Here is a 24,327-nt window from a genome sequence, read left to right on the forward strand (position 1 = left end):
GCGCATTGGTGGATGTGCGAGATGAAGACTCCGACCCTACAAACGAAAACCAAACCGTTTCTCAAGGAACAGGAATTACGGTGAATCAAACTGGACAGGATTTTTCAGTAGCAGTCACCAATCCTATCATTGCTTTGGGGCGCATTACTGCTGGAACAGACAATTCCTCTGGAGCAACCGTTGTAAATAATACCGGCGGGTCATATACTGTCACTCTTTCAATAGCTCCTGCTCCAGCCAACTATGTTGTTCAGCTGACAGCAAATAGTGCTATCGGCGCCAGAACAATTCAAGTCACCAATCAAACTGCAACTGAATTTAGTGTTCAAATTTATGACGGTGCAGGCGCAACTGCTGATTCTGACTGGTATTATACAGTAATAGCATTTTAACCCTTGAAAACCCTCCTCTACATATCAATTTTTGTGCTTGGTCTAAGTTTACAGGCCCAAATTGGGCTGTACCACAGCGGCAATATGCAGGTACATGGTAATCTGGGGTTCCATATCAATTTCATCAACGATTCCGCTTTTGACCAAACCCAAGGTCTGGTCGGGTTTTATGGGGACAATGTGATTCAGGTATCGGGCAACATACCCCCAACGCTCTGGGATGCTGAGGTTATGCTCGATAACAACATGTTTTTAGAGAATACCGTAAACGTGCAGAACAACTTCAATTTTATTGATGGCAACATTTTAACTCCTAAAAGTGATCAGGCGGTCTATCTCAATTTTATGGACCAAGGTCAATTTTCGGGAGAATCCAACCTATCAAAAGTAACGGGGTTTGCTGCGGTCAACAATCGCGATTTTTTCTTTTTTCCGGTGGGGGACCAAAATTTGCTTCGCCCCTTGACCCTGAATTCGGAAAGTGTTTCACCCTTGTCCATTTGTGCCTATTTTTTTGAAAATCCCACAAATCCTTCTTCCATAACAGAAAACTTTGACGTGGAGCAAAAAGTACGTGATATTGGCACGGTGACCGATCGGGAATTTTGGATTGTTCAAAGTGACGCTCCAGCTCAGGTCACCATAGGATGGAATACCCGGAGCGCTTTGGGCCTTATACCCAATGCCACATTTGAATCCATTATAGCCGTAGGATGGAGCAAAGCCTCCAATCAATGGGTCATTATTGGAAATTCTTCCACTAGCGGTGATCTTACCGAAGGTTTCTTAACCACTAAGACCTTTGTACCCAGTGAATATGCCGCCATTACCTTTGGGACCATTCCGTTACCAACAGACACTTTTGCGGTGAACAACCCAACTTTGGGGAACTATTTTTTGAGTCCAAATGGCGACGGCACCAACGACTTTTTGGTGATTGACGGTATGGAAGAATCTCCCAACAACAGCTTGATCATTTACAATAGACTTGGACAAAAAGTCTTTGAAAAAGTCAACTACGTGAATGAATTTTATGGAGTGGCCAATGCGGGCAGTCTGTACCTCAATCAAGAAATGGGTCTACCCGAAGGAGTGTATTATTACCTTGCCACATTGAATGACCTTGGTCTGGAATACACCGGTTTTCTCTTCTTGGACCGATAATGATAACCAACGTTCCCATGAAAACCAATATGGTAACGAACTGAAAAATACTTCTTAACTTGGCACGAAAATCATTTCCATGAAGAGAAGGACTTTCATAAAAACCACCTCTGTTTCTAGCTTAGCCTGCGCCATTCCCCCTGTTTTTTCAAATTTTAACGACCCTGATTACTCCACAGACGAATTGATAGGCAAGGCCGTGATAGACCTTTTTGGCGAGGGCATCAATCTTAGAAAAGAGGCGTATGAATCTTTTGTGGCTATGAAAAAAGCGGCCTATTCAGATGGTTTTGATATTAAAATGGTGTCCAGTTATAGGGATTTTTACCATCAAGCGAGTATTTGGGAACGAAAATTCTTGCGCTTTACTGAAGATGAGGGCATGGAACCCTTACCTGCCATTGACAAGATCATTGAATATTCCACCATTCCCGGCACCAGCAGGCACCATTGGGGCACCGATATTGATATTATTGATGGTAACCCTAAAGTTTCTGGCGATGTTCTGGTACCCGAAAAATTTGAAAAAGGTGGTCCCTTTGAAAACTTCAAGCTTTGGCTGGACGAAAATTCAGAGAAATTCGGTTTCTATTTGGTCTACACCAATGAACCCAAACGAAGAGGATTTAAATATGAGCCCTGGCATTACAGCTATGCCCCACTTTCCATTCCCATGTTAACGGCCTACCGAAGACTTAACGTTCTGCGCTTATTGCAAAAAGAGGATTTTTTGGGCTCCGAACATTTTACAACAGGCTTTGTTAAGACCTACGTTCAGGACAATATTCTGGATATAAATCCAGCGTTGTTGTAGCGGTTTTTTTCGTATCTTCAATTGCCTAGAACACTACCCATTATGAGAAGAGGAAGTTGGAGAATCCGTATCCTTATTGGACTGGCCATTGTAGCTTTCGCCTTTATTCGTCGTTGCAACAATCAAGAAGAGAACCCCTATACTGGAAGGGTACAAAATATAGACATGACCGCGGAACAGGAGATTGCCATTGGGCTGCAGAGCGCCCCAGAAATGGCACAGCAACATGGTGGTCTTTATCCCGATGAACGCATGCAGTCGCTGGTCGATGCCGTGGGCAAAAAACTGGTCAACAACAGTATTGCACGGGAAACACCTTATCAATATGATTTTCATCTTTTGGCGGATGACCAAACCATTAATGCCTTTGCCCTACCCGGTGGACAATGCTTTATTACCTATGCCCTGTTCTCACAACTGAACGAAGCCCAATTGGCCGGGGTATTGGGGCACGAAATTGCCCATGTGATCGGTAGGCACTCCGCCGAACGGATTGCAGAAAGCAGTTTCTGGCAGACATTGGCCACAGGTGCATCGGTGGGAGGTGATATGGGAAGTGTAGTGGCTGGCATCGGTCAAAACACCCTATTAAAAAATGGTCGGGGTGATGAATTGGAAAGTGATGAATTGGGTGTGCAATTTATGATCCAATCCGGATATGACCCCTACGAAATGATAAATGTAATGGAAATACTAAAATCGGCGGCTGGTCCAAATCGGGTGCCGGAATTTCAGAGTACCCATCCAGACCCAGAAAATCGAATTGAAAAAATAAAGGAGGCCATCAAAAAATATTCAGGTCGATAGAATTTGTACTTTATCGATAAAACAAGGGTTTTGACAAGATTTGCTTACCTTTGAGACAACCCCAAATCCTACAACCGTTTACTTCTCCCATTTGTGCTTAACATAAATGAGAACACATGGGAACACTACTACACTTTAAAAACCTCTATTTAGAGGCATTTGACGATTGTAAACCGAGCTTTATTGTACTTTTTTTAAAAGGGTATTCCGTATTTTGTGGCGTCATGTTGATTATGGCGGTATATGCGTTTTTATATAGAGCTTTCACAGGCTTTGAATTCTAAGCCTTTAAAATACTCTTTTACAGGACACTACAAGTAAATGAGAAAAAAAAGCCCATCCAATTGGATGGGCTTTTTGCTTTGAATGAATAAACTCCTTTTATTTTTTCATAGCATTTTCCAAAACGGCCAATGCTTCAGTTGCATTGGATATTTCGGCATATTTTTTAGCAGTATATCCTTGATCGGAACGTCTTTTAAAATTGGCTCCGTTTTCTATGAGCATTTTCAAGATTTCGGCTTGGTTGTAACGAGCGGCAAAATGCACAGGTGCCATCCCAAGGGATTTTTCGTTGACATCTTCGCCCAATTCAATGAGTTTTTTAACCGTTTCCACATCGCCTTGAATAATGGCCTTGCAAAACGGATTGACCTCAACGGGTAGGGCGGAAACATTCAGATTAACATCTGATACAGGTTCATTGGCAGAAATGCCGGTCGTTGCTAGCATGCAAAATGCAGCTACTGTTAGGATTGTTTTTTTCATGATGAATAATTTTGTTTATAGATTAAACTGTTACAAAAATAGACTTCTGCACAGGCCTTATGTTACAGCATTAACAGTTAAATAACTAAACTTTAACAATGCTTCATTAAAGGCTCCCTAAAATTATTAAATCCGCAACCATAAAACTCCCTAAAAACTAGGGCATCCAGTCAAATCGTTCTATTTTTGAAGCACAATTTTGCATCATGAATAAAAAAGTAATCCTTATGATTTTGGACGGCTGGGGAAAATCGCCAGACCCAAAAGTTTCGGCCATTGCGCAGGCCAATACACCCTTTGTTGATTCACTGTACACCCAATATCCCAATGCCAACCTTCTTACCGATGGTATGCATGTTGGTCTTCCAGAGGGACAAATGGGAAATAGCGAAGTGGGCCACATGAACCTTGGTGCCGGTAGAATTGTATATCAAGATCTGGCCAAAATCAATAAAGCGGTCAAAGAGGATACCCTAAAGGATGAAAACGTGTTGAAAGATGCCTTTGCGTATGCCAAGAGCAATGACAAGGCCGTTCATTTTCTAGGTTTGGTGAGCGATGGGGGCGTGCATAGCCATATGGACCACTTAAAAGCCCTAATTAAAGCAGCAGATGACTATGGGGTGCAAAAATCCTTTGTCCATGCTTTTACGGATGGACGTGATGTTGATCCAAAAAGTGGAAAAGGTTTCTTGATTGACCTTACCCATTTTTGCTCGGATAAAAACACCAAGTTGGCCACGGTAATTGGAAGATACTATGCCATGGACCGTGACAAGCGCTGGGAACGGGTAAAATTGGCGTATGATGTAATGGTGAACACGGAAGGCGAAAAAATACGCAACATAAGTGATGCCATGCAAAAAAGTTATGATGATGGCATTACCGATGAATTTATAAAACCTTTGGTTTTAACCGATGCCAATAATCAACCCTTGACAAAAATTGTTGAGGGCGATGTTGTAATCTTTTTCAACTTTAGGACCGATCGTGGTCGTGAATTGACCCAAGCCTTGAGCCAACAGGATTTCCATGAGCAGAACATGCACAAAATGGACCTATATTACGTCACCATGACCAATTACGATGATTCCTTCAAAGACATTAAAGTGGTCTATGACAAGGAGAATATCAAGGACACCCTGGGTGAAGTATTGGCCAAAAACAACAAAAAACAAATTCGTATTGCAGAGACGGAAAAATATCCCCACGTGACATTTTTCTTCAACGGAGGACGGGAAGAACCCTTTGAAGGTGAACAACGAATCCTATGCCCATCGCCAAAAGTGGCTACATACGACCTCCAACCCGAAATGAGCGCCTATGATATTAGAGACGCCATCATTCCCGAACTGAAGAAGGGTGAGGCTGATTTTGTATGCCTCAACTTTGCCAACCCAGATATGGTGGGACACACCGGAGTTATGGAAGCAGCCATTAAGGCTTGCGAAACAGTAGATGAATGCGCCAAGGATGTTATTACAGCGGGATTGGAAAATGACTATTCCACTATCGTAATTGCCGACCACGGGAATTGTGATACCATGATCAATCCAGATGGAAGCCCAAATACAGCGCATACCACCAATCCAGTTCCCTTGATTCTTGTGGACAAGGATATAAAAGAAATCAAAGATGGGGTCTTAGGGGATATTGCTCCTACTATTTTAAAAATGATAGGCATTTCCCAACCCGAACTTATGACCCAAAAACCATTGGTTTAGGGCAAAATTCGCCATAATCCATAGATTCAATTTATCTTTGCGGCTATGATTCACGTTAAGACAGCAGAGGAAATTGAATTGATGCGCGAAAGTGCCCTAGTAGTTTCCAAAACTTTAGGCCTTTTGGCCAAAGAAATCAAACCGGGGGCCATTCCATTGGCATTGGATAAAATGGCCGAAGAATTTATTCGGGAGCAAGGAGCCATACCTGGGTTCTTAGGTATGTACGATTTTCCCAACACCCTTAATTGGAGCCCCAACGCCCAAGTTGTGCATGGCATTCCCAATAACGATCCACTGAAAGAAGGTGATATTGTTTCTGTGGATTGCGGTGCCGTAAAAAATGGATTTTATGGAGACCATGCCTATACCTTTGAGGTAGGCGAAGTTGCCGCCGAAACCAAAAAATTGCTGCAGGTGACCAAAGAATCCCTTTACATAGGAATCAAGCAGTTCAAAGAAGGAAACCGTGTCGGCGATGTGGGGTACGCCATCCAAAAATATTGCGAAGATCATGGCTACGGAGTGGTTCGTGAATTGGTGGGTCATGGTTTGGGAAAAGAATTGCATGAAGATCCCCAAATGCCCAATTATGGGAAGCGAGGTCGTGGTAAAAAATTTGTTAATGGCACTGTTGTGGCCATTGAGCCCATGATCAATATGGGTACGCGCCGAATTAAACAATTGAAGGACGGATGGACCATTCTTACGGCCGATGGTAAACCCAGCGCTCACTTTGAGCATAATGTTGCCATAGTGGACGGAAAACCAGAGCTGCTCTCCACGTTCCAATATATTTATGACGCCTTGGGCATTACCAGCGATGAGGAGGAGGAGTTCCGAAGCAAGAAATTGGTATTGTAAAATACCTTATCTTGTTTGACACGAATTTTTCTAATTACTCGAATAAATGTCCCAAATCATTTATAAAAACGAGTCCTACTTCGTCATTGGATTATGTATGGATATACATAATGAGCTTGGCAAAGGATTCAGTGAAGCAGTTTACGGCGATGCCTTGGAAATTGAATTAAAATCCAACGGTGTTCCATTTCAAAAAGAAGTAAAATTCGATATCATCTACAAAGGAGAAAAATTAAGGCATCATTATTACGCGGATTATGTAGTAGATGATAAAATAATCTTGGAGCTCAAAGCTGTAGAAAGGATTAGCAGCAGTCACGTAAAACAAACATTAAATTATTTGGCCGCATCAAAATTAAAACTGGGAATAATTGTAAATTTTGGAGAGGATAGTTTAGTTTACAAAAGAGTAATATTGCAATCCAGTTCGTGAAAATTCGTATAATTCGTGTCAAAAATATTTAAGTTCTTCCTCAATCTTATCCCAAGACCCTTACTCATACGATTAAGCTATTGGGTTCGGCCACTGATTGCCTTTTCCCTAAAGGGAAAAAAGTTCATCGACCCGATTGATGGAAAAAGTTTTAGGAAGTTTTTACCCTACGGTTATGAAAATCCACGGGAAAATGTGCTCTCCCCCTCTACACTTTCCTTGGAACGGCACCGATTGCTTTGGCTCTATCTTGTAAATGAAACGGATTTCTTTACCAAACCATACAAGGTCCTCCATTTTGCCCCTGAGCAAGCTTTTTACGATCGTTTTAAAAGGTTGAAAAACATTACGTATACCACTACCGATTTAAACTCTCCCTTGGCCGATGTAAAGGCTGATATCTGTAATTTACCTTTTGAAGACGATGCTTTTGATGTGATTCTCTGCAACCATGTTTTGGAGCATATTCCCAACGACACCAAGGCCATGCAAGAGCTATATCGGGTAATGAAACCTGGTGGCTGGGGCATTTTTCAAATTCCTCAGGATTTAAAACGGGAAAAGACCTTTGAGGATGACTCCATCACCGACAAAAAGGAGCGTGCCAGGATTTTTGGTCAGTACGACCATGTGCGCATCTACGGGAGGGACTATTTTGATAAATTGAGGAGTATTGGCTTTACCGTCGAAGAAGTAGATTATACACAAAAGCTTCTAAAAGAAGAGGTAGAAAAATACCGTTTGGCCAAAGGGGAGATTATTCCTTTAGTCCATAAATAGCTTGCAGTCGAGAACTTTAATGAGCCAAAACCGAATTCTTGATACAATTCAGTTAGGTCTGAATCACTCGAATAGACGGTTTTTAGCCTATTCAATTATCATTGCTTGACAAAAGCTTCAAATCCAGAGGTCATGAATTCTTGGGTATTGCCGTTTTCATCCAAGTAAATGATATAAGCCTCAAGGTCATCATGTTTCTCTAACACCTTCTTGGACTCTTTTAAATCCATGGCCATAAAACTGGTGGCGTAGGCATCCGCCATTGCGCAGGTATTAGCCACAACGCTGGTCGCCAATACATATGAATTTTGCGTATAGCCGGTCTTGGGGTTGATGGTATGGACATATTTTTCTCCGGTTTCTGGGTCAATTCTGAACTTTCGGTAATTCCCGGATGAAGCCATGGCTTTGTCTTCCAAAGAAACAATCAATTTTAATTGACGGCCTGTTTCCACTTGGGGGTCATCAATACCTACGGTCCATTGTTTTCCTGAAACAAGATTGGTTCCCTTAGCCAAAACCTCGCCTCCTACTTCCACCAAATAATTTTCAATGCCCTTGCCATCTAAAAGTGCCCCTAAACGGTCTATGGCATAGCCCTTGGCTACGGCATTAAAGTCAAAACGGATGGCAGGATTTGCCTTAGTAATGGTATTGTCGCCTTTCAACTGTACTTTATTCCATCCTACATAGCTCAGCAAGCTATCTACCCTGAGGCTATCCAACTGAATCTGTTCTCCAGGACCAAACCCCCAAGCATTGGCCAAAACGCCAATTGTGGGGTCAAAATAGCCGTTTGAGGCTTGGTGTACCTCAGTGGAGATATCAAAAACTTCTTTAAACATGTCATCCACCACTACTGTTGAGTCTCCCTCGTTGATTTTGGATATATCTGATGTGGGAAGATAGGTGGACATGGACTGATTGACTGCCTGAAAGACAGAATCAATCTCCTGTTGGTAGTCCAAGCTTTCATCAGAAATGTAAATGATGGAGTACGAAGTGCCCAAAGCACCGCCTGTATTTTGATTTTTGACCCATTGCGGAGAGTTGCATCCCAAAAACAACAATCCTACGGTAAAAAGAAGTACGTTTTTCAACATTATATTTCAATCAATCCTTGATAATCCACAATATATTCTTCATTCAAACACAATGGAAGCTCTTGGTCAGCGGCATTGGAAAGTCCAACCCCGGCAAAATAGGTCTTTGCCTCAAACTTATTGGCATGGTCTTTTACGGTCAACATTAATTCCTCATCGTACTCCCTTGGATTGAGTGGAAATTCCACATTACGAACCACGATAAAATGTAGCACCTTTTCTTTAAGACAGACATATTGTGGATTTTTCTTCAGCTTGCTGTTGATGGCCATAAACTCAAAACCATCCGCTTCAAGTTCGTGGCCTACAATGTTCATGGCTAAGTTATGTAGTTCCTGTTCAGTTAATTCTCTTCCCATATAGATAAAAAAACCGATGCGTTGGCATCGGTTGGTTTTATAATCATTTACCTCTCGACTGCGCTCGAGGTGACATTAATAGGTTTTTCCTATCCTCCAAAGTCATCGAACCTGATATTCTCATCTGGAATACCAAAGTCCTCTCCCATTTTCTGAACCGCCTTGTTCATTAATGGTGGACCACAGAAATACAGTTCAATATCTTCTGGAGCCTCATGATGATTCAAATAGTTATCAATAACACAGTTATGGATAAATCCGACAAAACCATCACCTTCTTCGTCATTAATATCTTTTTTAACCTTCCAATTGTCCTCTTCCAAAGGCTCTGAAAGCGCCATATAGAACTTAAAGTTGGGGAAGTTTCTTTCCAATTCCTTGAAGTGCTCAATATAGAACAACTCCCGCTTGGAACGTCCTCCGTACCAGTAGGTCACCTTTCTATCGGTCTTCAATGTCTTGAATAAGTGGTACAAGTGCGAACGCATGGGTGCCATACCTGCTCCCCCGCCCACATATAGCATTTCTGCATCAGACTCGTTGATGAAGAATTCGCCAAACGGACCTGAAATGGTTACGGGGTCACCTTCTTTAAGACTAAAAATATAGGATGATGCAATACCTGGATTTACATCCATCCATCCATTTTTAGAACGGTCCCACGGTGGGGTCGCAATACGCACGTTCAACATGATCTCGCGGCCCTCTGCTGGGTAGGAGGCCATGGAATAGGCACGTTCTACCGTTTCCGGATTCTTCATGACCAAGGGCCACAAGTTGAACTTGTCCCACTCGGCCTGAAACTTATCTGGCGTTTCATGTTCCTTCGGGTGGGCCGTAATATCAATGTCAGAATATTTTATTTCGCAAGGGGGTATCTCAATTTGGATGTACCCACCGGCCTTGTAGTTCATATCCTCCGGAATCTCCACCACAAACTCTTTGATGAACGAAGCTACATTATAGTTACGCACTACTTTGGCATCCCATTTTTTAATACCGAAAACTTCTTCTGGAATGGTAATTTCCATATCCTGCTTTACCTTGACCTGACAGGCCAACCGGGCTCCTTCACTCAACTCTTTTTTGGAAAAGTGAGGGGTTTCTGTGGGAAGTGCTTCCCCACCTCCTGAAAGTACGTGGCATTCACACTGGATACAGGTTCCACCACCACCACAAGCAGACGGTAAGAAAACCTTTTGATTCCCCAAGGTTGACAGCAAAGAGCTTCCCGAAGCTACCTCAATTTCCTTTTCACCATTTATGGTAATGGTGACAGGACCAGATGGGGATAATTTTTCCTTGGTGAACAGTAAAAGTGCCACCAACAATAACAACAATACAAGAAATGCTACTATGGTAATTAAAATGGTACCTCCAGTGCTTGCGGCTAAAATCATCTTTATTTGTTTATAACTTCGTTATAGGAAACTGCTTTTTCTTTATCCTCAATCTCCTTTTTGATTTCTTTTTCCTCTTTGTTCTCAGCTTTCACTGTAGTGGTTTCTGTTCCTTCTGGCGGATCATTGTCACCCGTCAACATTCCCCCAAAACTTTGAAACCCTATTCCCATCAAACCAGTGATGATGAATGTGATTCCCAACCCACGCAAAGGAGCAGGAACATTGGAATAGCGAATTTTTTCACGGATGGCCGCTATTGCCAAAATGGCCAAGAACCAACCAATTCCAGAACTTATTCCGTAGTTGAAGGCCAATCCTATATTAGGGATTTCACGAGTCTGCATAAATAAGGACCCACCCAAAATGGCACAGTTTACCGCAATCAATGGCAAAAAGATACCCAATGAGTTATAGAGTGCCGGAGAGAACTTCTCCACCACAATCTCCACCAATTGTACCATGGTGGCAATGGTTGCAATGAATAAGATGAAGGAAAGGAATCCCAAATCATAATCGGCATATTCTGGTCCCAACCAGGCCAACGCACCATCCTTCAACAAATATTGGTCCAACAACCAGTTCAAAGGAACAGTAACGCCCAACACGAAGATTACGGCAGCTCCCAAACCAACGGCTGTGGTTACTTTTTTGGATACGGCCAAATAGGAACACATCCCTAAAAAGACCGAAAACACCATGTTGTCTATAAAAATCGACTTAAAAAATAGCTCTAAATGCTCCATATCTTCTTAGTTTATGCTTCTTCTATCAACGCTCTGTTTCTGGAACGCTGTACCCAAATTATGATTCCCACAACTATCAAGGCTGCTGGTGGAATAATCATGAATCCATTGTTCTCGTAACCTATGGAATAGAGTCCAGTTTTGGCAACAGGGTCTCCAAGTACTTTCATTCCAAACAAAGTTCCCGAACCAAGAAGCTCTCTGAAAAATCCAACAATCACCAAAATAACTCCATATCCCAAGGCATTTCCGATACCATCCAAAAACGATCTCCAAAGTCCGTTGCCCAAAGCAAAGGCTTCAAATCGTCCCATAATGATACAGTTGGTAATAATAAGTCCCACAAATACAGAAAGCGTTTTGCTCAATTCATAGGCGAATGCTTTCAGTACTTGATCCACTACGATTACCAAGGTGGCCACAACCACCAATTGAACAATGATTCTAATTTTTGATGGAATTAGATTTCGCAATAGGGATATAACCACGTTACCCACGCCCATCACAAATAATACTGATATGGCCATCACAACGGATGCCTTGAGCTCTGCCGTGATTGCCAGCGCTGAACAAATACCCAGAACTTGAATAGTAATGGGGTTATTGTCCGCCAAAGGGTCCATTATCAGATTTGCATCTTTTTTAGATAGTAGCGCCATTTTATTTTTTTCTTACAGTTTCTAAATACGGTTTGTAAAGCTTTAAAGCGTCTTTGATCATTGCTGAAACGCCATCTCCTGTTATGGTAGCGCCAGCCAATGCATCCACTTCGTTATCGTCCTTGTTCTGGTTTAAAGGGTCATTGTTTCCTTTGGCCACGGCAATACCGGCGTAGCGGTTACCGTCCATAATGGATTCGCCTTCAAAATCGTCCATGAAAAAACGCTGATTGATGTTGGCCCCAAGCCCAGGTGTCTCTCCCTTATGGTCAAAGAAAACACCTTGCACCACCATGTTCTCATCCACGGACATAAAGCCCCAGATGGCATCCCACAGTCCTTTTCCATATAAAGGAATAATGTAGTATTCTTTTCCGTCCTTTTCACCAATCAACAAAGGTAATTCTGCATTGCCTCCACTTTTAATGGTGCTGAGCTGCTTTTTCATATCTATCAAATAGGCATCTTGCTTTTCCTTGGCCTCTGAACCTTCAATCACCAACTGTTCCTTGATGTATTTAGAAAATTCACTCTCCACATCCGAAGTTGGAACAAAGCTAACGCTGCCTTCTCCTTCATTGTCATTTACCCCCATGGCATAGAGGATATTCTGTTGCTTTTCAAACCGCTGGTTTTCATCAACCTTTGGTTTTAACCCCGATGCCAAAAAGGCCAACAGGGAGCCTACAACCACTACCATCACAACCGCAAAAATTACGGTATAGCTATTTTTTTCTGTATTGATTGCCATAATTAAGCTGTTTCCGTTTTTAATGCATCAACTTCTTCATCCGAAGCTTTGGGATAAATAGTTGCTGTCTTCAATCGTTTCAATCTCTTTTTAACGTTGCCCCGTACCACGTAATGATCAATAGTCGGTGCAAATACATTCATCAACAAAATGGCCAAGAACACCCCTTCTGGATACCCTGGGTTGAATACGCGAATCATAACGGACATGAATCCTATCAAAAATCCGTAGATCCATTTTCCCTTATTGGTCTGGGACCCTGTTACGGGATCAGTAGCCATGAACACAATACCAAAGATAAGCCCACCTACCAACAGATGCTGCCAGTATGGGAAGCTCATTAGAGCATAGAATTTACTGTACTCTGGCAACCAACCTGCATCTACAATACCGTTGAAAATCAAGCCCATGGCCAAGGAACCCAATACGGCACTCAACATGATTCGCCATGAGGCTATTTTGGAGAAAATCAAGAATAGACCTCCTAAAACAATCAGTAAGGTTGATGTCTCTCCAACAGAGCCCGGAATAAATCCGAAAAACATTTCTGCCAAGTCGTATTTTTGATACAATTCTGTTGTATTGCCCTGAGCTAAATACCCCAAAACGGTTTCCCCAGAAATGGCATCAGCGGTACCAGCCCTCTCAACGCCCTCATGTACCCAAACCTTATCCCCACTCATCCAAGTTGGATAGGCAAAGAACAAGAAAGCACGAATGGTAAGGGCGGGATTTAAAATGTTCATTCCCGTTCCCCCAAAAACTTCTTTACCAATGACAACACCAAAGACAACGGCCACGGCTAACATCCAAAGCGGTGTGTCCACAGGAACAATCAATGGAACCAACATTCCAGTTACCAAGTAGCCTTCCTCAACCTCGTGACCTTTAATCACCGCGAACAAGAATTCTATGGCCAAACCTACTCCGTAGGAAACAATGACCAATGGCAATACTGTAGTGATACCCACCAAAAAGTTTTCCCAAGTCAAAAAATGTTCAAACAAGTCAAAATTCGCTGGAAAACCGTTGATGGCAGAGTAATGTTGATACCCAGCATTGAACATACCAAACAACAAACACGGCACCAACGACATAATTACAGTGTTCATGGTACGTTTAAGGTCGTCCGCTCCACGGATGTGTCCACCGGAATGTGTTGTTTCGTTGGGGGTGTATAGAAATGTATGCAGCGCATTGAAGGCCGGAGCCATTTTTTTGCCCTGATACTTTAACTTTAACTGATGTAATTTTTCTTTCATTCCCATATTATCCTAGTTCTTTTTGCAACAAATCCAATCCTTCCCTGATTATCTGTTGGTGCGGTTGTTTTGAGATACATATGAATTCTGTGAGTGAAAAGTCTTCTGGGGCCACTTCATAGAGTCCCAATTGTTCCATTTCATCCAAATCCTTTACCATACAAGCCTTCAACAATTGGAGAGGATAGATGTCCAATGGAAATACTTGTTCATATTGACCCGTGACCACAAAAGCACGGTGCTCACCATTGGTATTGGTGTCCAAATCATATTTTTTCTTTGGTTGAAGCCAAGAAAAAGTAAGTGCCCTGGTGGTTGAAATTTTATTGAAGATAGGTCTGTTCCACCCAAAAAAGTCATAATCGTCCCCTTCTGGAATGGCGGTAACTGTATTATTGTAGTAGCCCAAGTACCCCTCGGTATTGGTTTTTCTACCGGTAAGCACATCACCGTTGATTAATCTATATCTATCCTCATTAACACCACTGGCATATAGGAATGTTGAAATTTCCGCTCCTATTTTAGTAGTGTAGTATTTAGGAGCCTTAATGATAGACCCCGAAAGAGCGACAATACGCTCTGCATTGAATTTACCGGTCAACAGAAGCTCCCCTATCAGCACCATATCTTGGGGAGATATGGTCCAAACCACCTCTCCTTTATTTATGGGGTCAATTTTATTGATTTGTGTTCCCACCAATCCAGCTGGATGGGGACCTGAAATTTTATGTAATTCAATACCTGAAACATCCACAAAGGGAGACCTACTGGTTTTTCCAACGGTCACATGGATTTTCCCGGGGGTCAACTTACTCAAGGCCATAACGGCAGCCCCCAACTCCTGTTCTTTACCTTTCAGCACGTAATCCGCATCAGCAGCCAACGGCGCAGTGGTATAGGCCGAAACAAAAATAGCCTTTGGTGTGGCGTCCGGGTCTGCAATTACATCATAAGGACGTTGTTTTATAAACGGCCAACCTCCATTCTGCAAAAGGAAGGTCTTAATGGTGTCTGCATCGGCAGTATCCAAATCAGGAACCTTACTTTGCGTATACTTCTGGGTTTTGTCAGCAAGAATCTTGAGAGTCAAGATTCTTCTACGCGCACCACGAACAATTTCAATCAACTCCCCACTGACCGGAGAGACAAAATGCATTTCTTCGTTGTTCTTGTTATAGAAAAGAGGTTCTCCCGCTTTTACCTCCTCACCCTGCTTGATAAGCATTTTGGGGGTGATTCCATGAAAATCATCTAGGTTTAGGGCATACACGTTACTTAAAACGGCTTTGGAAGTAGTCTGTTCTGCTGCCCCGATGAGGTTGATGTTCAACCCCTTTCTAATCCGGATGTCTTTAGACATATTGTTGTAGACCTTTTGTTATCAAAATCGGTGGCAAATTTACTACTAAAAGGGATGTTTTCATAATTATTAACCATAAAATTGGGATTACATCGACCTAAATTTTCAAGGCACACTTTTTGTTTACCTTTACCCAAAAAATAAGGCCTAAATGCGCTTTTTGATCAAACAAATATTTTTTTTGTGCTGTATAACCAGTGTTTTCGCGCAAGTTCAGCATGAGGTAAATCCTCCAGAAAACATAAAGACCATCATTTTTAGAGGACCAACGGAAGATCAGTTTCCCATTATTCAGTTGGGTGAATCCATGACGCTGGAATTTGATGACCTTACTGCCAATGAACAGGACTATTATTATAAAATAATCCACTGCGATTACGATTGGACCCCATCCCAGCTTCTAAAATCGCAGTATTTGGTAGGGAACGACAACCAGCGCATCATTGACTATGAAAACAGTTACACCACCTTGCAGCCCTATTCCAACTACAGATTGAGCATTCCTAATGAAAATGTTCGACTGAAGGTCAGTGGAAATTATGTGCTGGAAATTTATAATAGCTATGGTGACCTTCAATTTTCAAGAAGGTTTGTTGTATATCAAGATGCTTTGGCCGTAGGCGGTGTGGTGAAGCGCTCTCGGGATTTTAATTTTCTGAATGAAAAGCAGGTAGTGCAGTTTACTATTAATACCGCTTCATTTACCGTAGTAAACCCCAAGAATGAGATAAAGGTCGCCATTTTACAGAATCATTACTGGCCAACAGCACTGTATAATATTAAGCCCCAATACACCATTGGGTCTGAACTGGTCTATAAATACGATCAGGAAACTAGTTTTTATGGGGGCAATGAGTTTCTGAATTTTGACACCAAGGACCTTCGCTCTCCCACATTCGCAATCTCCCGTATTGAATTTGAGGATGTTTACCACCACTACCTGTTCACCAACGAATATAGAAACGATCAGCCTTACACCTATTTCCCCGATATCAACGGAGACTTTGTGGTACGAACCCTGCAAGGCGAAGATGTTTCACGCGAAGCGGAGTACACTAAGGTGCATTTCAGCCTTCCCTATACCAATGAGATTGGGCTGGACAATGTATATGTGGTTGGAAAGTTCAATAATTATGGTCTTTCAGAAGAAAACAAAATGACCTTCAATGAGGAGACTGGAAAATTTGAAGCTACCTTACTGATGAAACAAGGCTTTTATAACTACAAGTATGTTGTTGAACGAGCCGATGGAACTTTGGAACCCAACTTCGTGAGCGGTGATTTCCACTTTACCGAAAACAATTATCTCATTCTGGTCTACTATAGAAATTTTGGTGAGCTATATGACAGTATAATAGGTATAGGTTCCGTGAATTCCAGAACTATCAGCAATTAATTATCTTAGCTTCAAATCCTTTTTGGGGCATGGGAAAAAAAGACAGCTTGGTCAGTAAAGGCCGTTACGAACTTAGGTATAGGGGCGATCAGTGTTTAAACTGCGGGCACCCTTTGGATACCAGTGACAAATATTGCCCAAGTTGCTCACAGGCCAACAGTACCAAAAAGCTGTCTTTGAAAGATTTTGTGGATGAGTTTTTTTCAGGTTTAATCAATTATGACTCCAAGCTTTTAAAAACCTTGTCCGTTTTATTGGTCAGGCCAGGGACTATTACCAAGGATTATATTAATGGCAAACGGGTTACATATACCAATCCATTTCGGTTTTTATTGAGTTTGGCGTTCCTTTATTTCCTTATGGTAACCTTCAACAACCGCTTTACCGGATTAGATCGGGCCGCCTCCAGATTTGATAGAAATATTTCCATGGGATCACCGATAATGTATGATGCCAATTCAGATTCGTTTTCATCGGACAGTACTGAATTTAAAAAACGTACTTCGGAAGTCTTAGCGCACTTGGACCCGGCAGATGCCAATACCCCAGAAGTCAAGAAAGGCGTGAGCATTCTGGATTCCCTTATAGTGGCCACAAACTTAAAAAAAGTGAATAGGGATTCACTCATGGCCACCGACCCCTCGGGATACTTTAAAAGTTTGGAGGAGGAAAATTCCGGCATAAACAGATTTTCGTCAAAAATGGAATTTTTTGGCCGGATGATTCAAGTGGATACCCTATATAGTTTTCAACATGCACAGGAGAAATATAACATTCCTAGCAGCCTTTCCAATAAAATGGCATTTCAGGTTTCCAATAGCTTTTTACGGATAATGGATCATCCCAGCGATTTCATAAACTCAACCATCTCAAAGCTGCCTTTTGTCATCTTCCTGTTTTTACCTGTGTTCGCCATCTTCATTTGGTTGGTCTACATCAGAAAAAAATATACCTACACCGATCATCTTATTTTTAGCTTTCACAACCAATCGTTATTATTTATCTTGCTCATCCTTAGCTTGGTAATAGATGCGATTTTTAAGGTGTCAAGTGCAGCTATATTTATCACTATATTTAGTGTATACCTGTTTTTGGCCATGAAGAAGTTTTACGGGCAGGGAACGTTCAAAACGATTGTTAAATATCTCTTTCTGAACACTATATTTACCTTTTTGGCAGTATTTACGGTAATCATGTTGTTTACAGGAAGTGTTTTTACCTATTAGCTTATGTTCACTCAAGTCACAAAAGGAATTAAAGTATCGGTGGAGACCACCTTTGAAGGCACATTTTTTAAGAATTACAAAATGCACTACGCCTTTGGATATACCATTACCATTGAAAACTTGAGCAAGGATGTTGTTCAGCTTACCGCTAGGCATTGGGACATCTTTGATGCCCTCAAAGACATTGAAACCATTGATGGTGAAGGCGTAATCGGCAGAAAACCGGTCATTAAGCCAGGCAAATCACACACCTATAGTTCCGGGTGTTTACTCGCTTCCCCCATTGGTGCCATGCACGGGTATTACCATATGGTGAACTTGGCCACTACAGAAGAATTTGAAGTGGAGATTCCCGCTTTCAAATTTGCCGCCCCTTTCGCCATAAACTAAATCCATATCATTTTCTATTCGGCCTTTGTTTCCTTACCTTTGATGGAATTTTTAACATCAAAAAAAGCGCATCTATATGGGAAAAGGTTTTTTTCAAGTTCCAACTGCATATAACGAACCCGTAAAAAGTTATGCCCCCGGCACTCCAGAACGTGAAGAAGTACTGAATCAGTACAACGCCTATTACAATGGACAGGTAGAAGTTCCACTTTACATCGGTTCCAAAGAAATCAAAACAGGAAACACCAAACCTATGTCTCCTCCACACGAACACAAACATGTGGTAGGGCAGTATCAATTAGCTGAGAAAAAGCATGTTGAAGAAGCCATTTCCAGTTGTTTGGGAGCTAGGGAAGCTTGGGCCAATTTAACTTGGGAACAACGGGCTGCTGTTTTTATGAAAGCCGCGGAACTTATTGCAGGTCCATACAGAGCAAAAATAAATGCCGCCACCATGATGGCGCAGTCCAAGACCATCCATCAGGCGGAAATTGATGCAGCCTGTGAACTTATCGATTTTTTGAGGTTCAATGTGGAGTACATGTCACAAATCTATGCGGAGCAACCCGAATCTTCAGAAGGCATCTGGAATCGCGTGGAATACAGGCCGCTGGAAGGTTTTACCTATGCAATTACACCATTCAACTTTACCGCCATAGCGGGTAACTTGCCATCTTGCATGGCCATGATGGGCAATGTAGTGATTTGGAAACCCAGCGATAGTCAGGTCTACTCCGCCAAGGTAATCATGGATGTCTTCAAAGAAGCCGGATTGCCCGATGGTGTAATCAATATGATCACGGGTGACCCTGCAATGATTTCTGATGTGATTCTTGCCAGCCCAGATTTTGCAGGATTGCATTTTACAGGTTCCACTTTTGTATTCAAGGAACTTTGGAAACAAATCGGAAACAATATCCACAATTACAAAACCTATCCAAGAATTGTTGGGGAAACCGGTGGTAAAGATTTTATTATCGCCCATCCTACCGCTAAACCAAAACAAGTATCCACCGCCATCGTTAGGGGTGCATTTGAGCTGCAAGGACAAAAGTGTAGTGCTGCTTCGCGGGTATACCTGCCAAAGTCCACAGCCCATGAAATTTTGGATTTTGTGAAAGCTGATTTGGCATCCTTCAACAAGCCCGGTTCTCCTGCGGATATGAGCAACTTTATTACCGCGGTGATTCATGAAGGCTCTTTTGATAAATTGGCCAAATACATTGACCAAGCCAAAAAAGATGATAATGCGGAAATTATTGCTGGTGGCAATTATGACAAATCCGTAGGCTATTTTGTGGAACCCACGGTTATTTTAACCACCGACCCAAAATACACTACCATGTGCACCGAACTTTTCGGTCCCGTGGTTACCATATATATTTATGACGATAAGGATTGGGCCGACACCTTAAAATTGGTGGATGGCACTTCCGAATATGGATTGACCGGCGCTGTGCTTTCCGCAGACCGTTATGCCATTGACGAAGCCACCAAAGCATTGCAAAACTGTGCCGGTAACTTCTATATCAATGACAAGCCTACTGGAGCCGTTGTAGGCCAACAGCCTTTTGGTGGTGCAAGAGCATCAGGAACAAATGACAAGGCCGGTTCCGCACAAAACTTGTTGCGATGGGTTTCTCCAAGATTGATAAAGGAAACCTTTGTAACCCCTGAAGATTATAGATATCCATTCCTGGGATAATTAAAAAAATTGACTTAAATAGATAGCCGTTATGTCCAAAATTGAGGAGATAACGGCTATTTTTATGTCCGACTAATATCTATTTCAAATGTCTAGACCTTACGTATTGGCTGAAACCAACTGGAAACACCTGAAAAATGAGTCCATTGAATTGGCCATATTGCCTTGGGCCGCCACCGAAGCTCACAATTATCACCTACCCTATTCCACCGACACCATAGAAGGAACGGCCATTGCCGAAGAGTCAGCCAAAATAGCTTGGGAACAAGGTGCAAAAGTTATGGTTCTGCCTACAATTCCATTTGGGGTGAACACAGGTCAGTCTGACATTTATCTGGATATGAACCTAAATCCCAGCACACAACTGTCCATTTTAAAAGACCTAATAACAGTTTTGGATAGGCAAGGTGTCCATAAACTCATGATTCTGAATAGTCATGGCGGAAACAATTTTAAATCGATTATTCGCGAATTAAGCCTTCTTTTTTCCAACATGTTCATTTGCTTCACTTTCTGGCCGGCCATGTTAGATCGGAAACACTATTTTGATATCCCCGGAGACCATGCCGATGAAATGGAAACCAGTCTCCTTCTTCATCTTGCCCCAGAATTGGTGTTGCCCAAAAAAGATTGGGGCAGTGGGGCCGAAAAAAAGAATAAAATCAAGGCATTTAGAGAAGGTTGGGCATGGACAGAGCGCCCATGGTCAAAAATTAGTGAAGATACTGGGGTTGGAGACCCAAGTATGGCCTCCAAAGAAAAAGGCGAACGATTCTTTAAGGCCGTTTGTGAAAAAATGGGGCAATTGTTTATTGATATTGCCCAAGCGGATACCAATGACCTTTACGAATAAGAATAGAAATGTCTCAGCATCGTGTTTTTTTCATGGTTCCTCCCAAGGTTCAATTACTGGACATGACCGGTCCTGCGCATATTTTCTATGAAGCCAATGATTATGGAGTGCATATCCCCGCTCATTATCTTAGCTTGGGGACATCAATCGAGGAAATTTCTGGTGCCGGAGTGCTACTGGGGAATTTAGAACCCTTCCACACCTATGAGCTGGGTCCTAATGACTTTCTTTTTATTCCCGGTTTAGAGTCAGATTTGATTAAAAAAAATGATTTCATTCAATCTATAGAGCCTTTTTTTGAATGGCTTCGAAAACAACATGCCAATGGTGCCAAAATTTGCTCCGTGTGCACAGGCGCCTATCTTTTGGCATTTGCCAACCTTTTTAATGAACGGGAATGTACCACCCATTGGAGGTACTTGGAAGATTTTCAAACCAAATTTCCCAAAACCAAAGTGCTCTCTGACAGGTTGATTGTTAAGGATGATAGTCTCTATTCCAGCGCGGGGGTTTCTTCCGGAATTGATTTGGCCATGTTCGTTTTGGAGGAACTTTATGGACCCGTATTGGTCACCAAAATTGCCAAAGAAGTGGTGATTTATTTGCGTCGTACCGAAAGTGACCCCCAACTCAGTGTTTTTCTACAATACAGAAACCATATCGACACCCGAATCCATCAGGTTCAGGATATGTTGGCCCAAAACCTTAGTACCAAATCTACCATAGAAGAAGTAGCTGAAAGCGTATTTATGAGTTCCCGAAATCTCACACGGTTGTTCAAGAAAACTACTGGCATAACCATTGGTGAGTACGTGGAGAAGCTTCGGGTAGAAAGGGCCATACAAATGCTAACTTCTGGCTCAAAAGTAAGTGCTGCAGCTTCGGCCTGTGGATTACAAAGCCCAAATCAACTACGGTCACTTCTTAAAAAGCACACTACTTCTCTCCCTTCGGATTGGCGCGAATAATTGTCCCAATACTGCGGATGATTGTCCTTTGGGCACTTTTCTTTAAGGTGTACTTTTGACTAAATCATCAAAAAATGAACAAGTCAATTTTTCTTTTAGCCACCTGCCTGGTCACTTTGTGTTCCTTGGCCCAAAACAGCATCCCAATGGAATCCACTTACATTTGCCCACCCTGTGGGGCCTCTTGTGATGAAACCGAGCACGATTCACCGGGCGTTTGCTCACATTGTAATATGGTGCTCATCAAAAAAAGTGATTTAAAAACCATTGCCTTTTATCTACAGGACGGGGTTGAGGTGTTGGACTTTGCAGGGCCTATGGAGGTTTTTGCCTATGCTGGATACAAAGTTTTTACGGTCTCAGCTACCCAGCAACCCATAAAATCGCAAGGAATTCTAACCGTTACCCCAGATTACAGTGTGGATAATGCCCCTAACGCTGATATATTGGCTTTCTTTGGAGGCAATTCGGGTGCGGCCTCCCAGAACCCAAAGGTGATAGATTGGGTACAGCGGCAAAAGAACATACAATATCATTTTTCGGTCTGCACCGGAGCCTTTGTTTTGGCCGAAGCTGGAATTTTGAACGGACAGACAGCAACTACCTTTCACAATGCACTGGATGATTTAGAGAAGAACTATCCAAAAATCGATGTACGCAAAAATGTCCGCTTTGTGGACAATGGAAAGGTCATCACCACGGCGGGGATATCAGCCGGAATAGATGGTGCCCTTCACTTAGTGGCCAAACTTCAAGGGTTGAATGCCGCCAAACGGACTGCCTACTACATGGAATATGACAATTGGAACTTGGGCAATGGATTAATTCTCTCTGACGACAACCCCTATTCCAAAAGGAAATCAGATGCTTTCTTCAAAAATTTCGAGGGCAGCTATAAATACAAGAACAACACGGAATTCAATCTAACCTTTAATGAGCGGGAGGGCAACCTAGAGGCAAAAATTAATGGTGTTTCCTACCCAGTTTATCACGAAAAAGATGATATTTTCTCCGATGTAAGAAACGAACCTGTATTCTTTCAAAGAAATGAAGCTGATGTTATTATTGGGTACAAGCTAAGCCAAGAAGGAGAGCTGTTTCAAAAATTATGATGTTGAGAGAACCAATTCTCTTAACTTCTAATTTATTTTGCTTCTACCCTACATCCATGGTCAAAGTAACACCTATCCATGTCCACCATGTGCCTGGATTGCCATGATAAAGTATATGTAGAACTGGGAATATGTCTTGTTTGCAATATGAAGCCCATATCTGATGAGCACATTGAATATGATAGCTATACCAAGGAAGATGTCCAATTTTCAGATGGTGACCTTAACCAATGGCAACCATAATTTCCTAAATACAGCCACTGAACCCACTACGACCTGCTTTCCTACATCAAACCATGGTTAATATAAATTGGAATTCACCAGTAAGACCATTCATTTCTTATTATTCTGATTCACAATAACTTACTGTACATCCCAAAGTTGTGAGACCATTATTTTTGCCACAAATGACTTAAAACATGCACTATTAATGTAAATTTAACGTTAATTAATTGTAAACTAAACGTAATCTGATTACTTTTATACATTAAAACCCATTTAAGATGAAAGAGCGAGTAAATGTTTGGGGGAAATTGGCCAAATGGTTGAACAGTAAGTGGCAGTATGCCAAAACGTATTCCAGAAAGTGCAGAGGGGTTTACTATAGGGTATTGAACACCTAAATGTAAATCAACCCCGAAACTTCTGGGGCAGGTAGACCACCTTTTTGGTCTCAAAGAAATCCTCCTGAAAATAGTCTTTTAAATCGAAGATTTGAACGGTTTTATAATCTTTCAACTCTTCCGAAAGGTCGCCGCCCTTAAGGTAAAAAATGCCATTTTTACGTTCATGGGCGGGGTCTTTTTTTATTTTTCCCCTTGTCCAGTGAACAAATGTGGGCATAGCTGCCACGGCGCGACTGACAATAAAATCAAACTGCCCGTCTATATCTTCTACCCTCGAATGGATGGCCGTAACATTTTCCAATTGAAGTCCATCAATAACTTCCTGAACCACTTTTACTTTCTTCCCAATGGCGTCTACAAGAGTAAATTTTACCTCAGGAAAGATAATGGCCAACGGAATTCCGGGAAAACCGCCACCGGTACCTACATCAAGAATTTCGGACCCTTCATTGAATGCCTGAATCTTGGCTATACCCAACGAATGTAACACATGACGGAGGTAAAGCTCATCAATATCCTTTCGAGAAACCACATTTATCTTTTGATTCCAATCCTTGTATAGTGACTCTAAATCCCTGAAATGCTGTTTTTGCACATCATTGAGCGTCGTAAAATAATTGAAGACCAAATCCGCATTCATCCTAAGGCTGTTAATTTTAGCAAAA

At 42.0% G+C, this 24,327-nt stretch carries 27 protein-coding genes; 17 read left to right on the forward strand and 10 right to left on the reverse strand.

Translation table 11 applies throughout. From position 1 onward, the window contains the following. From ACFOWS_RS00160 to ACFOWS_RS00180, 5 genes are all read left to right on the forward strand, one after another. On the forward strand, positions 1-392 hold a 392-nt coding region (locus tag ACFOWS_RS00160; protein ID WP_379761873.1), incomplete at its 5' end, for a hypothetical protein. Between the two features lie 33 nt (positions 393-425). After that, positions 426-1,556, forward strand: a complete 1,131-nt coding sequence (locus ACFOWS_RS00165) for a gliding motility-associated C-terminal domain-containing protein (RefSeq protein WP_379761874.1) — start codon at positions 426-428, stop codon at positions 1,554-1,556. Positions 1,557-1,635: 79 nt separating this feature from the next. Next, on the forward strand, positions 1,636-2,370 hold the full coding sequence (locus ACFOWS_RS00170; protein ID WP_379761875.1) for a M15 family metallopeptidase: 735 nt from the start codon (positions 1,636-1,638) through the stop codon (positions 2,368-2,370). A 42-nt stretch (positions 2,371-2,412) separates the two neighbouring features. Next, positions 2,413-3,177, forward strand: a complete 765-nt coding sequence (locus ACFOWS_RS00175) for a M48 family metalloprotease (protein WP_379761876.1) — start codon at positions 2,413-2,415, stop codon at positions 3,175-3,177. 116 nt (positions 3,178-3,293) lie between these two features. Next, entirely contained in the window at positions 3,294-3,461 is a 168-nt protein-coding gene (locus ACFOWS_RS00180) for a DUF6747 family protein (protein ID WP_366584544.1), read from the forward strand. 97 nt (positions 3,462-3,558) lie between these two features. Here ACFOWS_RS00180 and ACFOWS_RS00185 read toward each other — a convergent pair whose 3' ends face one another. Beyond that, the gene (locus tag ACFOWS_RS00185; protein ID WP_366584546.1) at positions 3,559-3,945 is read right to left on the reverse strand and encodes an ankyrin repeat domain-containing protein; all 387 of its coding nucleotides are present in this window, start codon (positions 3,943-3,945) and stop codon (positions 3,559-3,561) included. A gap of 206 nt (positions 3,946-4,151) precedes the next feature. Here ACFOWS_RS00185 and gpmI point away from each other — a divergent pair, with 206 nt between their 5' ends. Genes gpmI through ACFOWS_RS00205 form a run of 4 tightly spaced genes read left to right on the forward strand, consistent with a single transcriptional unit; the run spans position 4,152 to position 7,746 of the window. Next, positions 4,152-5,669, forward strand: coding sequence for a 2,3-bisphosphoglycerate-independent phosphoglycerate mutase (gene gpmI / locus ACFOWS_RS00190; RefSeq protein ID WP_379761877.1), 1,518 nt, complete (start codon positions 4,152-4,154; stop codon positions 5,667-5,669). A 45-nt stretch (positions 5,670-5,714) separates the two neighbouring features. Continuing rightward, positions 5,715-6,533 (forward strand): type I methionyl aminopeptidase, encoded by an 819-nt coding sequence (gene map / locus ACFOWS_RS00195; RefSeq protein WP_379761878.1) that lies wholly within the window; start codon positions 5,715-5,717, stop codon positions 6,531-6,533. Between the two features lie 46 nt (positions 6,534-6,579). After that, entirely contained in the window at positions 6,580-6,966 is a 387-nt protein-coding gene (locus ACFOWS_RS00200; protein ID WP_379761879.1) for a GxxExxY protein, read from the forward strand. 15 nt (positions 6,967-6,981) lie between these two features. After that, positions 6,982-7,746 carry a class I SAM-dependent methyltransferase gene (locus ACFOWS_RS00205; RefSeq protein WP_379761880.1) on the forward strand — a complete coding sequence of 255 codons (765 nt, stop codon included), beginning with the start codon at positions 6,982-6,984 and terminating at the stop codon, positions 7,744-7,746. A 98-nt stretch (positions 7,747-7,844) separates the two neighbouring features. On the opposite strand, the gene ACFOWS_RS00210 is transcribed toward ACFOWS_RS00205, so the two are convergent. From ACFOWS_RS00210 to ACFOWS_RS00245, 8 genes are all read right to left on the reverse strand, one after another. Further along, positions 7,845-8,849, reverse strand: coding sequence for an FAD:protein FMN transferase (locus ACFOWS_RS00210; RefSeq protein ID WP_379761881.1), 1,005 nt, complete (start codon positions 8,847-8,849; stop codon positions 7,845-7,847). Then, positions 8,849-9,208, reverse strand: coding sequence for a Na(+)-translocating NADH-quinone reductase subunit F (locus ACFOWS_RS00215; protein ID WP_366584555.1), 360 nt, complete (start codon positions 9,206-9,208; stop codon positions 8,849-8,851). Before ACFOWS_RS00215 ends, ACFOWS_RS00210 begins: the two co-directional genes overlap by 1 nt. 89 nt (positions 9,209-9,297) lie before the next feature. Continuing rightward, on the reverse strand, positions 9,298-10,608 hold the full coding sequence (gene nqrF, locus ACFOWS_RS00220) for an NADH:ubiquinone reductase (Na(+)-transporting) subunit F (protein ID WP_379761882.1): 1,311 nt from the start codon (positions 10,606-10,608) through the stop codon (positions 9,298-9,300). 2 nt (positions 10,609-10,610) lie between these two features. Beyond that, positions 10,611-11,354, reverse strand: coding sequence for an NADH:ubiquinone reductase (Na(+)-transporting) subunit E (nqrE, locus tag ACFOWS_RS00225; RefSeq protein ID WP_366584559.1), 744 nt, complete (start codon positions 11,352-11,354; stop codon positions 10,611-10,613). Between the two features lie 11 nt (positions 11,355-11,365). Further along, a complete protein-coding gene (locus tag ACFOWS_RS00230) occupies positions 11,366-12,013 on the reverse strand; it encodes an NADH:ubiquinone reductase (Na(+)-transporting) subunit D (RefSeq protein ID WP_366584560.1) in 648 nt (215 codons plus the stop codon). Position 12,014: 1 nt separating this feature from the next. Next, positions 12,015-12,764: a Na(+)-translocating NADH-quinone reductase subunit C gene (locus tag ACFOWS_RS00235; protein ID WP_366584562.1), complete on the reverse strand. Its 750-nt coding sequence runs from the start codon at positions 12,762-12,764 to the stop codon at positions 12,015-12,017. 2 nt (positions 12,765-12,766) lie between these two features. Then, positions 12,767-14,032, reverse strand: a complete 1,266-nt coding sequence (locus ACFOWS_RS00240) for an NADH:ubiquinone reductase (Na(+)-transporting) subunit B (RefSeq protein WP_379761883.1) — start codon at positions 14,030-14,032, stop codon at positions 12,767-12,769. 1 nt (position 14,033) lies between these two features. Next, on the reverse strand, positions 14,034-15,386 hold the full coding sequence (locus ACFOWS_RS00245) for a Na(+)-translocating NADH-quinone reductase subunit A (RefSeq protein WP_379761884.1): 1,353 nt from the start codon (positions 15,384-15,386) through the stop codon (positions 14,034-14,036). Between the two features lie 151 nt (positions 15,387-15,537). Between ACFOWS_RS00245 and ACFOWS_RS00250 the strand changes: the two genes are divergently transcribed. The 8 genes from ACFOWS_RS00250 (at position 15,538) to ACFOWS_RS00285 (ending at position 23,279) form a co-directional block, all read left to right on the forward strand. Next, positions 15,538-16,782 carry a type IX secretion system plug protein gene (locus ACFOWS_RS00250; RefSeq protein ID WP_379761885.1) on the forward strand — a complete coding sequence of 415 codons (1,245 nt, stop codon included), beginning with the start codon at positions 15,538-15,540 and terminating at the stop codon, positions 16,780-16,782. 29 nt (positions 16,783-16,811) lie between these two features. Beyond that, positions 16,812-18,008, forward strand: coding sequence for a DUF3667 domain-containing protein (locus tag ACFOWS_RS00255; RefSeq protein ID WP_379761886.1), 1,197 nt, complete (start codon positions 16,812-16,814; stop codon positions 18,006-18,008). Positions 18,009-18,011: 3 nt separating this feature from the next. Further along, positions 18,012-18,398 carry a Co2+/Mg2+ efflux protein ApaG gene (gene apaG / locus ACFOWS_RS00260; protein ID WP_366584572.1) on the forward strand — a complete coding sequence of 129 codons (387 nt, stop codon included), beginning with the start codon at positions 18,012-18,014 and terminating at the stop codon, positions 18,396-18,398. A 76-nt stretch (positions 18,399-18,474) separates the two neighbouring features. Further along, positions 18,475-20,103: an L-glutamate gamma-semialdehyde dehydrogenase gene (pruA, locus tag ACFOWS_RS00265; protein WP_379761887.1), complete on the forward strand. Its 1,629-nt coding sequence runs from the start codon at positions 18,475-18,477 to the stop codon at positions 20,101-20,103. 88 nt (positions 20,104-20,191) lie between these two features. Then, positions 20,192-20,956, forward strand: a complete 765-nt coding sequence (locus tag ACFOWS_RS00270) for a creatininase family protein (protein WP_379761888.1) — start codon at positions 20,192-20,194, stop codon at positions 20,954-20,956. A gap of 8 nt (positions 20,957-20,964) precedes the next feature. Then, positions 20,965-21,924 carry a GlxA family transcriptional regulator gene (locus ACFOWS_RS00275; protein WP_379761889.1) on the forward strand — a complete coding sequence of 320 codons (960 nt, stop codon included), beginning with the start codon at positions 20,965-20,967 and terminating at the stop codon, positions 21,922-21,924. A 74-nt stretch (positions 21,925-21,998) separates the two neighbouring features. Continuing rightward, positions 21,999-23,036: a DJ-1/PfpI family protein gene (locus ACFOWS_RS00280; RefSeq protein WP_379761890.1), complete on the forward strand. Its 1,038-nt coding sequence runs from the start codon at positions 21,999-22,001 to the stop codon at positions 23,034-23,036. A gap of 78 nt (positions 23,037-23,114) precedes the next feature. Next, the gene (locus ACFOWS_RS00285; protein ID WP_379761891.1) at positions 23,115-23,279 is read left to right on the forward strand and encodes a hypothetical protein; all 165 of its coding nucleotides are present in this window, start codon (positions 23,115-23,117) and stop codon (positions 23,277-23,279) included. Positions 23,280-23,666: 387 nt separating this feature from the next. Here ACFOWS_RS00285 and rsmG read toward each other — a convergent pair whose 3' ends face one another. Next, positions 23,667-24,302 (reverse strand): 16S rRNA (guanine(527)-N(7))-methyltransferase RsmG, encoded by a 636-nt coding sequence (gene rsmG, locus ACFOWS_RS00290; RefSeq protein ID WP_379761893.1) that lies wholly within the window; start codon positions 24,300-24,302, stop codon positions 23,667-23,669. Positions 24,303-24,327 lie beyond the last annotated feature (25 nt).

This window comes from Flagellimonas marina, from assembly GCF_042651185.1.
GTDB lineage: Bacteria > Bacteroidota > Bacteroidia > Flavobacteriales > Flavobacteriaceae > Flagellimonas > Flagellimonas marina.